At 67.7% G+C, this 14263-nt stretch carries 15 protein-coding genes; 9 read left to right on the forward strand and 6 right to left on the reverse strand.

Annotation, left to right across the window (positions count from 1 at the left end; genetic code table 11):
* Nucleotides 1-25 precede the first annotated feature (25 nt).
* Nucleotides 26-736 (forward strand): EthD domain-containing protein, encoded by a 711-nt coding sequence (locus A7U43_RS15420; RefSeq protein WP_067996895.1) that lies wholly within the window; start codon nucleotides 26-28, stop codon nucleotides 734-736.
* The gene (locus A7U43_RS15425) at nucleotides 733-1488 is read left to right on the forward strand and encodes an enoyl-CoA hydratase/isomerase family protein (protein WP_067996898.1); all 756 of its coding nucleotides are present in this window, start codon (nucleotides 733-735) and stop codon (nucleotides 1486-1488) included. The genes A7U43_RS15420 and A7U43_RS15425 overlap by 4 nt, the downstream gene beginning before the upstream one ends.
* Before the next feature lie 3 nt (nucleotides 1489-1491).
* Here the strand turns inward: A7U43_RS15425 and A7U43_RS15430 are convergent, their stop codons facing one another.
* Nucleotides 1492-1686 carry a (2Fe-2S)-binding protein gene (locus A7U43_RS15430; RefSeq protein ID WP_067996901.1) on the reverse strand — a complete coding sequence of 65 codons (195 nt, stop codon included), beginning with the start codon at nucleotides 1684-1686 and terminating at the stop codon, nucleotides 1492-1494.
* Between the two features lie 492 nt (nucleotides 1687-2178).
* Here A7U43_RS15430 and bfr point away from each other — a divergent pair, with 492 nt between their 5' ends.
* The 6 genes from bfr (at nucleotide 2179) to A7U43_RS15460 (ending at nucleotide 8252) form a co-directional block, all read left to right on the forward strand.
* A complete protein-coding gene (gene bfr / locus A7U43_RS15435; protein ID WP_067996904.1) occupies nucleotides 2179-2670 on the forward strand; it encodes a bacterioferritin in 492 nt (163 codons plus the stop codon).
* A gap of 81 nt (nucleotides 2671-2751) precedes the next feature.
* Complete coding sequence (locus tag A7U43_RS15440) at nucleotides 2752-4785, forward strand: MDR family MFS transporter (RefSeq protein WP_231963323.1); 2034 nt, start codon at nucleotides 2752-2754, stop codon at nucleotides 4783-4785.
* Between the two features lie 41 nt (nucleotides 4786-4826).
* A complete protein-coding gene (locus A7U43_RS15445; protein ID WP_067996910.1) occupies nucleotides 4827-5309 on the forward strand; it encodes a carboxymuconolactone decarboxylase family protein in 483 nt (160 codons plus the stop codon).
* Between the two features lie 21 nt (nucleotides 5310-5330).
* Nucleotides 5331-6701 (forward strand): type I glutamate--ammonia ligase, encoded by a 1371-nt coding sequence (locus tag A7U43_RS15450; RefSeq protein WP_067996912.1) that lies wholly within the window; start codon nucleotides 5331-5333, stop codon nucleotides 6699-6701.
* Nucleotides 6701-7810: an amidohydrolase family protein gene (locus A7U43_RS15455; protein ID WP_067996915.1), complete on the forward strand. Its 1110-nt coding sequence runs from the start codon at nucleotides 6701-6703 to the stop codon at nucleotides 7808-7810. Before A7U43_RS15450 ends, A7U43_RS15455 begins: the two co-directional genes overlap by 1 nt.
* A gap of 4 nt (nucleotides 7811-7814) precedes the next feature.
* Nucleotides 7815-8252 carry a hypothetical protein gene (locus tag A7U43_RS15460; protein ID WP_067996918.1) on the forward strand — a complete coding sequence of 146 codons (438 nt, stop codon included), beginning with the start codon at nucleotides 7815-7817 and terminating at the stop codon, nucleotides 8250-8252.
* On the opposite strand, the gene A7U43_RS15465 is transcribed toward A7U43_RS15460, so the two are convergent.
* From A7U43_RS15465 to A7U43_RS15485, 5 genes are all read right to left on the reverse strand, one after another.
* Nucleotides 8203-9069 carry a cytochrome c biogenesis CcdA family protein gene (locus A7U43_RS15465; protein WP_067996921.1) on the reverse strand — a complete coding sequence of 289 codons (867 nt, stop codon included), beginning with the start codon at nucleotides 9067-9069 and terminating at the stop codon, nucleotides 8203-8205. The genes A7U43_RS15460 and A7U43_RS15465 overlap by 50 nt on opposite strands.
* Nucleotides 9070-9513, reverse strand: a complete 444-nt coding sequence (locus A7U43_RS15470; RefSeq protein ID WP_082902423.1) for a protein disulfide oxidoreductase — start codon at nucleotides 9511-9513, stop codon at nucleotides 9070-9072.
* A 120-nt stretch (nucleotides 9514-9633) separates the two neighbouring features.
* Entirely contained in the window at nucleotides 9634-10992 is a 1359-nt protein-coding gene (locus A7U43_RS15475; RefSeq protein ID WP_067996927.1) for a cytochrome P450, read from the reverse strand.
* A 31-nt stretch (nucleotides 10993-11023) separates the two neighbouring features.
* Nucleotides 11024-11467, reverse strand: coding sequence for a nuclear transport factor 2 family protein (locus tag A7U43_RS15480; RefSeq protein WP_067996929.1), 444 nt, complete (start codon nucleotides 11465-11467; stop codon nucleotides 11024-11026).
* The gene (locus A7U43_RS15485) at nucleotides 11457-13262 is read right to left on the reverse strand and encodes an N-acyl-D-amino-acid deacylase family protein (RefSeq protein ID WP_067996932.1); all 1806 of its coding nucleotides are present in this window, start codon (nucleotides 13260-13262) and stop codon (nucleotides 11457-11459) included. The genes A7U43_RS15480 and A7U43_RS15485 overlap by 11 nt, the downstream gene beginning before the upstream one ends.
* 95 nt (nucleotides 13263-13357) lie before the next feature.
* On the opposite strand from A7U43_RS15485, the gene A7U43_RS15490 reads away from it, so the two are divergent.
* Nucleotides 13358-14263, forward strand: a complete 906-nt coding sequence (locus tag A7U43_RS15490; RefSeq protein ID WP_067996934.1) for a dienelactone hydrolase family protein — start codon at nucleotides 13358-13360, stop codon at nucleotides 14261-14263.

A 14263-nucleotide genomic window follows, 5' to 3' on the forward strand; every position in this document is an offset into this window, starting at 1 on the left:
GCGATCGTCTTGTTAGGTTCAGCGGGTGGAAAAGGTGATGGTCACGCTGCGCGTGGAGAACCCCGACGAACAGTGGTGCACACGCTTGCGGACCGGGGTCGCCACCGAGCTGTCCGAACTCGACCTGGCCGGACTGACGGTCAACGTGCGTGACGCGGCGGTCAGCGCCTCGATGATGACCCTGACGACACTGGATCCGCCGGTGTCGGCGGTGGTGAGCATCTGGACGCAGCAGTACTACGGCGCGGCACTGGCCAAGGCTCTGGAGTTGCTCGCGGCCGAGTGTCAGCAGCTGGCGGCCTATCTGGTGACCGAGTCGGTCCCGTTGCCCGGCCCGGATGTCGCGCCGAGCGCGCGTACCCCGGGACTGGCGAATGTCGCGCTGCTGCGCCGCCCGCCGGAGTTGGATGTGGCGACATGGTTGCGGCGCTGGCACATCGACCACACGCCGGTGGCGATCGCGACCCAGGCCACCTTCGGATACACCCAGAACACGGTGGTGCGGGCGCTCACCGCCGATGCACCGCCCATCGATGCCATCGTCGAAGAGTTGTTCCCCATCGAGGCTGTTTCGGATCTGCACGCGTTCTTCGGCGCCGCCGATGATGTCGACCTCGGCGATCGGATGTCCAAGATGGCTGCCAGCGTGGCGCGCTTCGGTGCCGACCACAACATCGACACCGTGCCCACCAGCCGTTACGTGCTGTGGGCTCCGACCCTTACGCTGCACTCGTGACACTTCTGATCACCGATGAGAATCGGGTACGCACCCTGACGTTGAACCGCCCGGAGGCGCTCAACGCCTTCAGCGAGGCGCTCTACGACGCGATGACCGAGGCACTGTTGGCGGCGGCCGAGGACCCCGAGGTGTCGGTGGTGCTGCTGACCGGTGCCGGGCGCGCGTTCAGCGCGGGCAACGATCTGGTGGAAATGCAGCGACTGGTCACCGACCCCGATTACCAACCCGGCAAGCACGGGTTCCGCGGAATGCTGGAAGCGTTGGCAGCGTTCCCCAAGCCATTCATCTGCGCGGTCAACGGTGTCGGGTTGGGCATCGGTACCACCATCCTGGGATATGCGGATCTGGCGTTCATGTCGACCACCGCCCGGTTGAAATGCCCGTTCACCAGCCTCGGCGTGCCGCCCGAGGCCGCCTCCTCCTATCTGTTGCCGCGGTTGATCGGCCGGCAGAACGCAGCGTGGCTGCTGCTGTCCTCGGAGTGGGTCGACGCCGCCGAGGCGCTCCGCATGGGTTTGGTGTGGAAGGTCTGCGAGCCCGACGAGTTGATGACCGAGGCGCGCCGGCATGCCGAGGTGCTGTCCTCGCGGCCGCTCAACAGTCTGCTCGCGGTGAAACAGACGATGATGGAGCCGATCCGTCCGGGGATCGCCGCGGCCAGTGAGCGGGAGAACGCCTTGTTCGCCGAGCTGCTGGGCCAGGCGGCCAATGTCGACGCGTTGGCGTCCTTCGTCGACGGTCGCGGGTAACCGCTACCGGACGGCGTGCACCGGGCAGTCGGCGGCGGTGCGGGAGGCCGCGAGGATCGCGCGGACCGTACGGCGGCACCGCCCGCAGTCGGAGCCCGCACCGCAGGCATCGGCGACCTGTCGCGATGTGGTGGCCCCCGCGGCGACGGCGTCATGGACGGCTTGGGTGGTGGCACCGGTGCACAGGCACACGAACATGCGGTCAGCCCACCGAATCCGCGGGCGCAAGTCGGACAGGTAGCGAAGCGCGATTCGGTGCCGGCGCGGCAGTGAGATCGGCGGGGATATTTGCCCCGATATTCGCCGCGATATTCAGCGTGGCATTCGCCGAAGAATTGCTCCGATCAATTCCTGGCGGCCACGGTGACAGATTCTTCCGCGGATGCTTAGCGACGGCCGGAACGGCCGCATGCGTACCGAATTCCGCCACCGTTCCTCCCTGTGCATCCGCAGTGATCCGGGGGGCCGACGTCGACCGCCCACGAGTTAGGCCAGTATAGCCTAACTTGGGTAGCCAGTCCATAACTAGGCCTCTGACTAGGGGTAGGCTCACCTACGGCACGCCGTGCCCGGCCAAATATTGTCATCGAACCGCCGCGGCCGCTCTCGCCGTCGTCGGTCGACTCGACTAGATTCGGAACCGCACGGCATTAGCGAACTTGACCAGCCCTCAAGGTGCCTAGGAGCGATATGCAAGGCGATCCGGACGTTCTCAAATTGCTCAACGAGCAGTTGACGAGTGAGCTCACGGCGATCAACCAGTATTTCCTGCATTCGAAGATGCAGGACAATTGGGGATTCACCGAATTGGCTCGCCATACGCGGGAAGAATCGTTCGAGGAAATGCGGCACGCGGAAACGATCACCGATCGCATCCTGCTGCTCGACGGTCTGCCCAATTACCAGCGGCTGTTCTCGTTGCGGGTGGGTCAGACCCTGCGTGAACAGTTCGAGGCCGACCTCGCGATCGAGTACGAGGTGGTGGAGCGGCTGCGACCCGGAGTCATCATGTGCCGCGAAAAGGGCGACGCCACCTCAGCCGGGATCCTGGAGGGCATCCTCGCCGACGAGGAAGGCCACATCGACTACCTGGAAACCCAGCTGGAATTGATGAACAAGCTCGGCGAGCAGCTGTACTCGGCGCAGTGCGTGTCGCGTCCGCCCGGTGGAGGTGCCGGCTAAGCACGCGATGGCGCCGACCCGGCCGGCGTATATTAGATAGCAAGGCTAATATTCTGCTGGGTCGGGGAGGACCGGGGAATTGTGACCGCCGCCGATAGCGCGGTGAGCGCGCCGATCAGTCTGCAGCGACGCAACGTCATCTTCGTCGCCGTGCTGCTCGGCATGTTGCTCGCTGCCCTCGACCAGACCATCGTCGCCACCGCGCTGCCCACCGTGGTGGCTGACCTGGGTGGCGCCGGCCACCAGTCCTGGGTGGTCACCAGTTATCTGCTCGCGTCGACGATCGCCACCGCCGTGGTCGGGAAACTCGGCGACCTGTTCAGCCGCAAAGCGGTGTTCCAGGTCGCCGTCGTCTTCTTCCTCGCCGGTTCGGTGTTGTGCGGCCTGGCCGGCTCGATGTCGATGCTGGTCGGCGCTCGCGCGCTGCAAGGCATCGGCGGCGGTGCGCTGATGGTGACGGCCACCGCCGTCATCGGTGAGGTGATCCCGCTGCGTGACCGCGGCCGCTATCAGGGGGCCCTCGGTGCGGTCTTCGGGGTCACCACCGTGATCGGCCCACTGCTCGGCGGCTTCTTCACCGACCACCTGTCGTGGCGATGGGCGTTCTGGATCAATGTGCCCGTCGCGGTGGTGGTGTTCCTGGTCGCCACGGTCGCCATTCCGGCCCTGGCCAGGAAATCCCGGCCGGTGATCGACTACGCCGGGATCGCTCTCGTCGGACTGGGCGCCTCCGGTCTCACCCTGGCCACCAGCTGGGGTGGCGCCGAATACGCCTGGGGATCCCCGATGATCGTCGGCCTGTTCATCGGATCGGTCATCGCGCTGGCGGGGTTCGTGTGGGTGGAACTGCATGCGGCCGAACCGATCCTGCCGATCCGGCTGTTCGCCGGCCAGGTCTTCACGGTGTGCTGCATCCTGGCGTTCATCGTGGGTTTCGCGATGCTGGGCGCCATGACGTTCCTCCCGACGTTCATGCAGTTCGTCGACGGAGTGTCGGCGACGGTGTCGGGCCTGCGCACCCTGCCGATGGTGGCCGGCATGCTGATCACCTCGATCGGCAGCGGTTCCATCGTCGGCCGCACTGGGCGCTACAAGATCTTCCCGGTCGCGGGGACCGCCGTCATGTTCGTCGGGTTCCTGCTGCTGTCCACCATGGACGCGCAGACGCCGCTGGTGGTGCAGTCCCTGTTTCTGTTCCTGCTCGGCTCCGGGATCGGGCTGTGCATGCAGGTGCTGGTGCTCGTCGTGCAGAACACCTCCAACTTCTCCGATCTGGGCGTGGCCACCTCCGGTGTCACCTTCTTTCGCACCATCGGAAGCTCCTTCGGTGCAGCCATATTCGGATCACTGTTCGCCAACTTCCTGCACAGCCGCGTCGCCGAGGCGTTGGCCACCAGCGGAGCGCCCGCGGTGGCCGCCGAATCACCGCAGGCGTTGCGCGCATTGCCACCCGATATCGCGGCACCGATCATCGATGCCTACGCCGACGCGTTGGGCCTGGTCTTCCTGTGCGCCGCGCCGGTAGCTCTGGTCGGGTTCGCGGTCTCGTTGCTGCTCAAGGAGATCCCGCTGCGTGAGATGGAGACGGTCTCGGCGACCGATCTGGGCGAGGGGTTCGGGATGCCCGCGCCGGAAACCTCCGACGAGATCTTGGAGATGGCGGTGGCCCGGATCTTCCGGGACTCACCCGATATCCGGCTGCGCCGGCTGACCAGCCATCCCGGCTGCGAACTCGACGTCGCCCGATTGTGGGCGCTGATCCAGATCTACCGGCACAACCAGGTCTACGGTTCGGCGACGCTGAGCCAGATCGCCGAACTGCGCCGGCTTCCCGCGGAGGTACTGGAACCGACCTTCGACCGGTTGGTGGCGACCGGATATGCCTTGCGCACCGGCGATCAGCTCTGGCTCACGCAGGCCGGTGTGCGGCAGGTCGGCGTGGCGATCGACGCATTGGTCGGCAAGCTCACCGACCGGCTGGCCTCGTCGCCGGGCTATCAGGGCCGCCCGGACCGAATCCAGGTCGAGGCCGCGCTGGAGCGCATCGCGCACCGGATGATGCTGCAGCCCCAGTGGGTTGAGGACCGCGCCGAGCTCGGTGCGGCAAGAAACTAGAACACGTTCCACTTCGGCTGCTTCCGGCGTATGTTCGACCCATGAGCCGTATCGGAGACTTCGCTGACGATGACGCCGCCGCGTGGATCACCAAATCACCCGACATCGGTGTCGCGATGGCGGGCTTCACCCACGCCGTCTACAACAAGAGCCGGCTGCCCATGCGGGTGCGCGAACTCGCCCGGATGGTCATCGCGCTGGACAACGAGTGCGTGGTCTGCCAGAACACCCGCGACTCGGACGGGCCGGTGGCAGGGGTGGACGAAGACCTCTACGACCACGCCGCGCAGTGGCGGACCTGGCCCGGTTACAGCGCGCAGGAGCGTATCGCCGCGGAGTTCGCCGAACGCTTCGCCGGCGACCACACCCGGCTGCGCGATGACGAAGACTTCTGGGACCGGTGCCGCGCGGAATTCAGTGACGAACTGCTCACCGATCTCGCCCTCTCGTGTGCGATGTGGCTGGGTATGGGCCGCATGCTGCGCACTCTCGACATCGGCCAGTCCTGCAAGATCACGCTGTAGGCGGCGTCGGCCCGTAGCACAATGGCTGCTGTGACCACCGTGGGGCCCAAACCGCTTGCCGCCTCGACGATCGCCGAATGGGAAGCCGCCGGCGCCAGCACCGTCATCGGCACCGTGGTTAACCCGGCCGGTCTGACGCTGGCCAAGACGGTGCCGCTGCGCAGGATCGCGGCCTTCGCCGGACCCGGGTTGGGGGCCAGCCCGGTGTGGCACGTATTCGCCATCGACCAGACCGGCATCGTGTTCGGTGAGGGGACCGGCGTCATCGGCGATCAGCGGATCCGGATCGATCCGGCGGCCCTGCGCGACATCGGTGACGGACTGGTCTGGGCGCCAGGGGATTTCTTCGGCCAAGACGGCTCACCGGATCCCTATTGCAGCCGTGGCGCGCTGCAGCGGGTCCGGCGCCGGCTCGCCGATGCCGGTCTCGAGAGCCTGGTCGGCCACGAACTCGAGTTCGTCCTGGTCGGACCGGACGGTGCCGCGCTCCCGTCGGCATCCTGGGCCCAGTACGGACTGGCCGGCGTGCTGGAGTACGAGGGTTTCGTGCGCGAGGTGATCGAGACGGCGGCCCGCTGCGGACTGCCGATCGAGCAGCTGCACCCTGAGTACGGGGTCAATCAGTTCGAGATCTCCCTGGCGCCGGCCGAACCGGTGACGGCCGCCGACCAGGTGATCCTGGCCCGGATGCTGGTGTCCCGGGTGGCGCGCAGGCATGGGTTGCGGGTCAGCTTGTCCCCGGTTCCGTTCGCCGGCAGTGTCGGCTCGGGAGCCCATCAACACGTGTCCCTGACGCGGCACGGCACCGCCGTGTTCTCCGGGGGAACCGGTGCACGCGGTATGACCAGCGACGGAGAATCCGCGATCGCCGGTCTCCTGTCCGGGCTCGCCCAAGCCCAGGGCGTGCTGTGCGGTTCGATCCTTTCGGGCCTGCGGACCCAACCCGGGCACTGGTCGGGCGCTCATGTCTGCTGGGGCACCGAGAACCGGGAGGCGGCCGTGCGCTTCCTGCTCGGTGGGCCGAGCAACCCCTACGGGGCCCACGTCGAGATCAAGATCGTCGACCCGTCGGCCAACCCCTATCTGGCATCCGCGGCGATCCTCGGGCTGGCGCTGGACGGGATCGCCCGCGGGCTGCCCCTGCCGCCGGAGGTCGGGGTCGACCCGGCCGCCCTCAGCGATGCCCAGCGGGCCGATGCCGGCGTGACCACCCTGCCCGCCGGGCAGCCCGACGTGCTCGACGTCCTCCAGGGCTCGGAGCTGATCCGAGACATCCTCGGCGAGGCCGTGGTGGACGCCACCGTCGCAGTCCGACAGTACGAACAACAGACCTACGCCGACCTCACCGATGACCAGCTCGCCGAGAGGTTTCGGCTGGCCTGGAGTCTGTGATGGGCGACCCGCTGGCCGAACACCTCGGCGCGGTCGGGCTGATCGACCACCACGTGCACGGCTATTGGTTGCACACCGGCTCGCGGCGGGCGTTCGAGAACGGGCTCAACGAGGCCAACACCGACCCCTTGGCCGCCTTCGATTCCGCATTCGACACCCAGCTCGGCTTCGCGGTGCGCGCGCACTGCGCACCGCTGCTCGGTCTGCCCGCGCATGCCGATGCCGAGACCTACTGGGCGGCGCGCAGTGCGGTATCGGACAGCGAACTGGGGCAACGCTTTCTGCGTGCGGCCGGGGTGACCGACTGGCTTGTGGACACGGGTTTCGGCGACGGAGTCAGCGATCTGCCCACCATGGCCGCCGGCACCGGCGGCCGGATCCACGAGGTCGTGCGACTGGAAGCCGTCGCCGAGCATGCCGCCGCGCAACCCGGAGACTACGCGGGGGCCTTCGACGCGGAACTCGCGCAGCGGTGCCGTGGCGCGGTGGCCACGAAGTCGATCCTGGCCTATCGGGGTGGCCTGCGCGGCGATCTCTCCGAGCCCACCGCCGGCGAGGTGCGGGCGGCGGCGCAGCGGTGGCGCGCCGAAGGCGGGCGGCGGCTCACCGACCGGGTGCTGCTGCGCTTCGGTCTGCACCGAGCGCTCCGGCTGGGGAAACCACTGCAGTTCCACATCGGTTTCGGCGATCGTGATTGTGACCTGGATGCTGCGAATCCGCTGCACCTGTTGAGCTTTCTGCGACAGGCCGGCGAGACCCCGGTCATGCTGCTGCACTGCTACCCGTTCGAGCGCGAAGCCGGCTACCTGGCGCAGGCGTTCAATAACGTCTATCTGGACGGTGGCCTGGCCATCAACTATCTGGGCGCCCGATCGGCGGGATTCATCGCCCGGCTGCTCGAGATGGCCCCCTTCCGCAAGATTCTGTACTCCTCGGACGGCTTCGGGCCGCCCGAATTGCACTACCTGGGAGCTGCGCTGTGGCGCAGAGGAATTCACTCTGTGCTCGCCGGATTTGTCCGCGACCACGAATGGAGCCCCGCCGACGCGGTGCGGGTCGTCGATCTGATCGCGCACGAGAACGCGCGGCGCGTCTACCGATTGGAGTAGTCGAATGTCAGCGATGGCCGGATTCGCGACAGCCCTCACGTTCGTGTGGTTGGGCATGGTGCTGGCGATCTCATTCCTCGAGGCGCCGCTGAAGTTCCGGGCGCCCGGTGTGACGTTGCCGATCGGGCTGGGCATCGGCCGGCTGGTCTTCCGCGCACTCAACGGTGTCGAAGTCGTGCTGGCAATCGCGATCGTGGTCGCGCTGTTGCTCGGCGATTCGCCGGGCTGGGCGATCACCGCGATCTGCATCGCGGACCTGGCTCTGCTCACCCAATTGGTCGCCGTACGGCCCCAGTTGACCAAACGCTCCGACGCGGTGCTGGCCGCCGGTCCGAACGCTGTACCCGCATCACGGTCCCGCGCGCACTACGGCTACGTCGCGCTTGAGCTGGTCAAGGTTCTGTCGCTGATTGTCGCCGGGATCGTGCTGCTCGCCGGCTGAGCTCGATCGCGGCCGCAATCGACAGCACCGCCAGCAGAAGGGCAAGCCACGGCCATCCACCACCTGCGTGCACCCAGCCGGCCATCGCACCCTGCAGGCGTCCGGCCGCGCCGATCACCGGGTCGGCGGGGTCGCCGGAGGCGTGGAAGAGCCGAATCTCGTACCCGCCGTAGTACGCCACATACGCACCGACCAGGACCAGCAGTACTCCGCTGATCCTGTTGACATACGGCAGGATTCGGCGGACCCGATCCAGCAGGGCGGAGCTGGCGAATGCGGTGGAGACCGCCAGCGCCCCCACGATCACCGCGAAGCCGCCCGCATACGCCAGATAAACCAGCACGCCCTCGCGCCACGACGGCGCGCGGGCCGCGCCGGCAGCCACTGCAAGGAACGGTCCGACGGTGCAGGACAGCGAAGCCAACGCGAAGCCCACTCCGTAGCCGAGCATGGATCCGACCCGGGCGGTCGGTGCCCACCGCGAACTGGGCCGCACCGGCAGCCCCAATGACTTGCCGGCCAGCAGCCACCCACCGAGCACCATCAGCGCCACACCGATCAGCACGGTGGCGAACGGAACATACTGTTGCACCGTCGACGCGACCGACACTGTCAGCGCCCCGAACGCGACGAACACCCCCAACACCCCGGTGGTCATGGCCGCGGTGGCGATCACGGCGCGCCCCACCGCCCGGGTGGTGCCGGTATCGGTCCGGATGACCAAGCTGAGGTAGCCGGGCAGCATGGCGAACCCGCACGGATTGACCGCCGCAATCAACCCGGCGGCGAATGCCACGCCGAGCAGGTCGTCGTCCATCTAGCTGGTGAGCGCGCTGACCCGGTCCGCCAGGTCCTGTTCCGACATCGCCGAGGTCGGGTTGTTCACGAAAGTCGACGTCCCGTCGGCCTTGACGAACAGATAGGCCGGCTGCCAGGGCACCCCGAACCTGGCCCACAGCGATCCGTCGGCATCGTTGAGGTTGGTGAAGCCCAGGTTGTAACGCGATGCAAATGCTTGCATCGCAGCAACATCGGAGCGCGCCGCGACCCCCACGAAGGTCACGTCCGGGTTGGCCGCAGCCACTCTGCTCACGGTGGGCGCCTCCTGGTTGCAGAACGGACACCAGGGCGTCCAGAACCACAGCACGGCAGGCTTGCCCTGCAGGCCGGCGCCGTCGAACGGGGCTCCGGACAGTGTCGTGGCGGTGAACTGCAGGCGGTCGTCGGCCACCGCGGACGGGGCGCCCGCGATACCGAGCATCAGCCCGGCGGTGAGCAGAGCGACGATCAGTGCACGCAATCGTCGCGGGTAGGGGAATGTCACGGGGACCTCCGTCGGATTCTGCTGGTCGCCGGCGAGGTGCCGGGGACTCAGCTGGTATCACGTACCCGGTGACGGTCCGGTTCGAACATCGGCCGGATCCGCCTGCCCCGGGCAGGACATCCTCGGTGCGGCGTGCACGGCGCGGGCGCGGATCCGCGCTCCGCGGTGCGGAATCAGGATGACACCCTTGACCCGTGGCCGTTCCGCGGCCGCGCGGGTGGGAGCCAGATCGACCCGGCGCAGCACCTCACGCAGCACCACGGCCATCTCCACCAGCGCGAAGTTGGCCCCGAGACACCGCCGATTGCCGCCTCCGAACGGTAACCAGGTGGTCGGTCCGGGCGTGCCGCCGAGCATCCGGGCCGGGTCGAATCGGTCCGGATCGGGGTACTGCCGGGCATCGCGATGCACCAGTCCGATTCCCGGGGCGACCATCACCCCGGCGGGCAGCCGGTACCCGGCGACCTCGGTCGGCTCGGTGAGAATCCGCCCGACGTCGAACACCACCGGACGGATCCGCAGCACCTCCTTGCACACGGCGTCGAGGTACTCGTCGTCCCCGGTGCGTGCGGCGCGCACCGCCTGCTGCAGGACGGCCGGGTGCCGGGTCAACCGTTCCAGCGCCCAGGACAGCGCGGTCGCGGTCGTATCGTGACCCGCGACCAGCAGCGTCATCAGCTGATCGCGGAGCACGGTATCGGTCATGTCGCCGGTGCGGATCATCATCGCCAGCGCATCGGTCCGCTCGGCGAGGTGCGGGTCGGCCCGGCGTTCGGCGATCTCCGCGTAGAGCAGGCGATCGGCCGCGCGGAGCCGTTCGCGAAACGGGCGCCACGGCGCCAGCCGCTGCAGGCCCGGGGTGTTGATCGCCAGCGACTCCCAGACACCGACACTGAGCAACTTGGGCATGACGGCGCGCAGCTCGGCGAGCCGACCGGCGTCCGTGGCGCCGATGACGGTCCGCAGGATCACCTCCAGGGTGATCTCCGACATCCGCGGGGCGACCGCGAAGGTCCGGTCGACCGGCCATCCGCCGATGTTGTCGGCGGCGATCCCGGCGATCAGCGCGGTCTGGTCGGCGACGGCCTCGCGGCGAAAGGGCGCCAGCATGAGCCGCCGGCGGTTGCGGTGCTCATCTCCGTCGATCACCAGCACCGAGCTGGATCCGAGCAGACCGGCCAGCATCGAATTGGCCTCGCCGGCATGAAAGACCGCCGGGTCGCCACCGAACACCGCCTTGATGTCGGCCGGATGGGCCAGGTAAACCACCGTGCCCAGCGACGCCACCCGCAGCGTGAAGACATCGCCGTAACGGTGCCGGCACGTCGAGAGGAACCGGGGCCAGAACTTCATCAGCAAGCCGGCCTGGATTCCCGGCGGCAACGGTGGCCCGGGCGGTAACGCGGTCTCGGTCACCTGTGCGAGTCTATGGCGCGGACCGCGGTCCTCAGATCAGATCGGTCGCGTCGTAGACCCACGACATATCGGCGGTCGCGAAGTCGGCCAGCCAGTTCGGCGGTGCGAAATTGGCCAGCGCACTCATATCCCAGTAGTCCTTCCAGATGGTGATGCGGTCGTCCACCACCTCGTGCACGGTGACAAAGCGCAATACCGCGACCTCGCCGGTCGCCCACGTCCAGGTCTCGGAATGCTCGTACATGACATTGGGCCCGTCCGCGACCAGTAACCCGTCGTGATTCTGGTATCCGGCCAGGACTTCGAGGCCGATCTTCAGACGCTTGACGATGTCCTCGGGTCCGCGGGCCGCCGCGGCCGGGCCCACCGGCATATCGGCGTAGATGCAGTCCGGCGCAAGGTGGGTCTTCACCTGGTCCCAGTCGCGCGCCGACAGCGCCCGCCACATCCCCAGCACCGTGTCCTCAGCTGACACGGGTCAGCTCGCTCGTGTCGGTGGGCTCGTCTGTGTCGGTGGGTAATGCGGGGGAGCGGTGTGCTGCGCGCAGGAAACGGCCGGTGCGTTGCGTGCCGAGGATGTCGGTGGGCCGACCGTTCAGGAAGACGGCACGCCCGCCCACCAGGACGGCATCGACGGTGTCGTCATTGCGGTTGACCATCCTGGACAGTCCGCCGTAACAGTCGACCTCCGCCTCGGCGTAGGCCGCAACGGAAGCGTCCAGACGCTCGGGATCGATGATGACGATATCGGCACGGTCGCCGACGCGTAGATGCCCGGCGTCCAAGCGGTACCAGTCGGCGAGTTCACCGGTGAGTCGGTGCACGGCGTGCTCGAGCGTCATGAAGGGCTTCCCGGCGTTCTCGGCGTCGCGCACATGCTTGAGCAGCCGCAGGCCCATGTTGTAGAACGCCATGTTGCGTAGATGAGCTCCCGCATCGGAGAAGCCGAGCTGTATCCCGGGCTCGCGGGCGAGCTTTTTCAGCACCTCGGGCCGGTGGTTGGAGATGGTCGTGCGCCACCGCAGCGCACGGCCGTGCTCGCACACCAGATCCAGGAAGGCGTCCACCGGGTGCACTCCGCGGTCCAGGCCGACCTGTCCGAAGGACCTGCCGACGACGGTGGCATCGGGGCAGTCCACGATCTCGGCATCGTGGAAGTCGCGCTGCCACACCCGCACGCCGAAGCGACTCTCGTAGTCCTTGCGGAACTGCCTGCGGTACAACTCATCCCGCAGGAGATCGTTGCGTTCGACTTCATCGCGCAGGTGTAGTGCGGCAGCACCGGCGCCGAACTCCTCGAACACCACCAGGTCGATGCCGTCGGCATAGACCTCGAAGGGGACGGGCAGATGTTGCCAGCGGAAGTTGCCGCCCAGCGCGTTGATGACCCGTGCCAGCGGGCCGAGCAGCTTGATGGCGTGCGGATTGGCCTTGATGTCCGCCGCGGACAGCAGGCTGGTTTTGAGCGGATTGCGGAACAGGCCCAACGACTGGGCCAACTGCGACGCCAGGTTCAGGGGATTCTGAATGTCCGGGCCGGACTGCAGGACCCGACCGGTGCGACGCAGGATGGACTTCAACCGGCGTAACTCGCGCGGTCCGGCGTAGGTGGACGGCAGTGTCCGCGATCGGCAGGCCTCTCCGTCGATCTTGTCGAAAAGTAGCTGCTGCGAGGACATCCCCACGAATCCCGCCTCGAGCGCCTCGGTGAGCATGGCTTCCATCCGAGCCTGCTCGTGCCGAGTGGGCCGTCGCTCTTTGCGGGTGGCGCGGTCCAAACCCATGACCGCGGTGCGCATATCGGAGTGACCGATGAAGGCGGCCAGGTTGGGGCCCAGCGGTAATGCCTCCAGTGCCTCGACGTACTGGTCGGCGCCGGCCCAGGTCTTGTGGCGATCCACGGTGTCGATCACGAACTCGCGGGGGATGGCCTCGACCCGGCCGAAGAGGTCGCCGGCATCGGTGCCGCCGACGTGCACGGTCGACAGTGAGCACGAGCCGAGCATCACGGTGGTGACACCGTGACGCAGGGACTCCGGCAACGACGGCTGGCCGAGCACCTCGATGTCGTAATGGGTGTGGATGTCGAGCATGCCGGGCAGTACCCACTTCCCGGTGGCATCGAGGATCTGTGGGCAGTCGGTGTCGTCCAGTGGGTCGGCGCTGACCGCGGTGACCCGCCCGTCCCGGACGCCGATATTGCACAGTGCCGACGGTGCGCCGGTGCCATCGAACCAGCGGCCACCGCGGATGATTGTGTCGTAGGTCACCCAGACATCAGAACAGCGCGGTCGAGCGAGTGTCAACGAAAATCGTGAACAGATTCCAAAAGGTGTCTACTGGCGGAGGCGCATAATCGTCAAGTGTGACCCCGTTGCAGCGGTACATCGCCGAAGAGATCGCAACCGACCACGTCGACGGGCTGCTGTCCCGGCGTGAAGCGATGCGCCGTCTCGCGCTGCTGGGAGTTGGCGCGTCCGCGGCGACCGCGTTGATCGCGGCCTGCGGATCGAAGCCCGCCCAGCCGGCTCCGGCGTCGACCGAGACGGCCACCCCGGCGGCGTCGGCTCCGCCGGGCATGGACACCGCGCTGGAGACCACGCCGATTACCTGGGCCGGCCCGCAGGGTGAATTGCAGGGCGCCTGGGCGCAGGCGCCCGAACCCAAGGGCGCCATCCTGGTGATTCACGAGAACAAGGGCCTCAACGACTGGGTGCGTTCGGTCGCGGGCCGGCTCGCCGGAGTCGGCTACTCCAGCCTCGCGATCGACCTGCTCTCCGAGAACGGCGGCACCACCACCTTCGCCGACCCCGCCGAGGCGACCGCCGCGCTGGGCAACCGCGCTCCCGAGGACATGATCGCCGACCTGAAATCGGGGATCGGTGAGGTCTCGGCGCGCACCCCGGGCGTCAAGGTCGCGGCCATCGGCTTCTGCATGGGCGGCGGACTGGTGTGGCGGCTGCTGGCTGCGGGAACTCCCGAACTGGCCGCGGCCTTTCCGTTCTATGGGCCCACCCCGGATGATCCCGACTTCGCCGGGTCGAAAGACGTCGCCGTGCTCGGTTTCTACGGTGAACTCGACCAACGGGTGAACGCCACCGAGCCTGTGGCGCGGGCTGCGCTGGAGCGGGCCGGTCTGGTCCACCAGTTGGTCACCGAGCCTGGGGCGAACCACGCGTTCTTCAATGACACCGGTGAGCGTTACGACGCCGGTGCGGCCGCCGACGCGTGGCGACGGACGCTGGAGTGGCTGGCGGTCCACGTCGGCTGA

The sequence above is a fragment of the Mycobacterium adipatum genome (genome assembly GCF_001644575.1).
Taxonomy (GTDB): domain Bacteria; phylum Actinomycetota; class Actinomycetes; order Mycobacteriales; family Mycobacteriaceae; genus Mycobacterium; species Mycobacterium adipatum.

Excerpts from the sequence above, each read along its gene's own strand:
- A7U43_RS15455 (WP_067996915.1), top strand. The coding sequence starts at position 6,701 with ATGGGCGACCCGCTGGCCGAACACCTCGGCGCGGTCGGGCTGATCGAC.
- A7U43_RS15465 (WP_067996921.1), bottom strand. The coding sequence starts at position 9,069 with ATGGACGACGACCTGCTCGGCGTGGCATTCGCCGCCGGGTTGATTGCG.
- A7U43_RS15430 (WP_067996901.1), bottom strand. The coding sequence starts at position 1,686 with ATGTTCGTGTGCCTGTGCACCGGTGCCACCACCCAAGCCGTCCATGAC.
- A7U43_RS15470 (WP_082902423.1), bottom strand. The coding sequence starts at position 9,513 with ATGCTCGGTATCGCGGGCGCCCCGTCCGCGGTGGCCGACGACCGCCTG.
- A7U43_RS15450 (WP_067996912.1), top strand. The coding sequence starts at position 5,331 with ATGGCTGCTGTGACCACCGTGGGGCCCAAACCGCTTGCCGCCTCGACG.
- A7U43_RS15445 (WP_067996910.1), top strand. The coding sequence starts at position 4,827 with ATGAGCCGTATCGGAGACTTCGCTGACGATGACGCCGCCGCGTGGATC.
- A7U43_RS15460 (WP_067996918.1), top strand. The coding sequence starts at position 7,815 with ATGTCAGCGATGGCCGGATTCGCGACAGCCCTCACGTTCGTGTGGTTG.
- bfr (WP_067996904.1), top strand. The coding sequence starts at position 2,179 with ATGCAAGGCGATCCGGACGTTCTCAAATTGCTCAACGAGCAGTTGACG.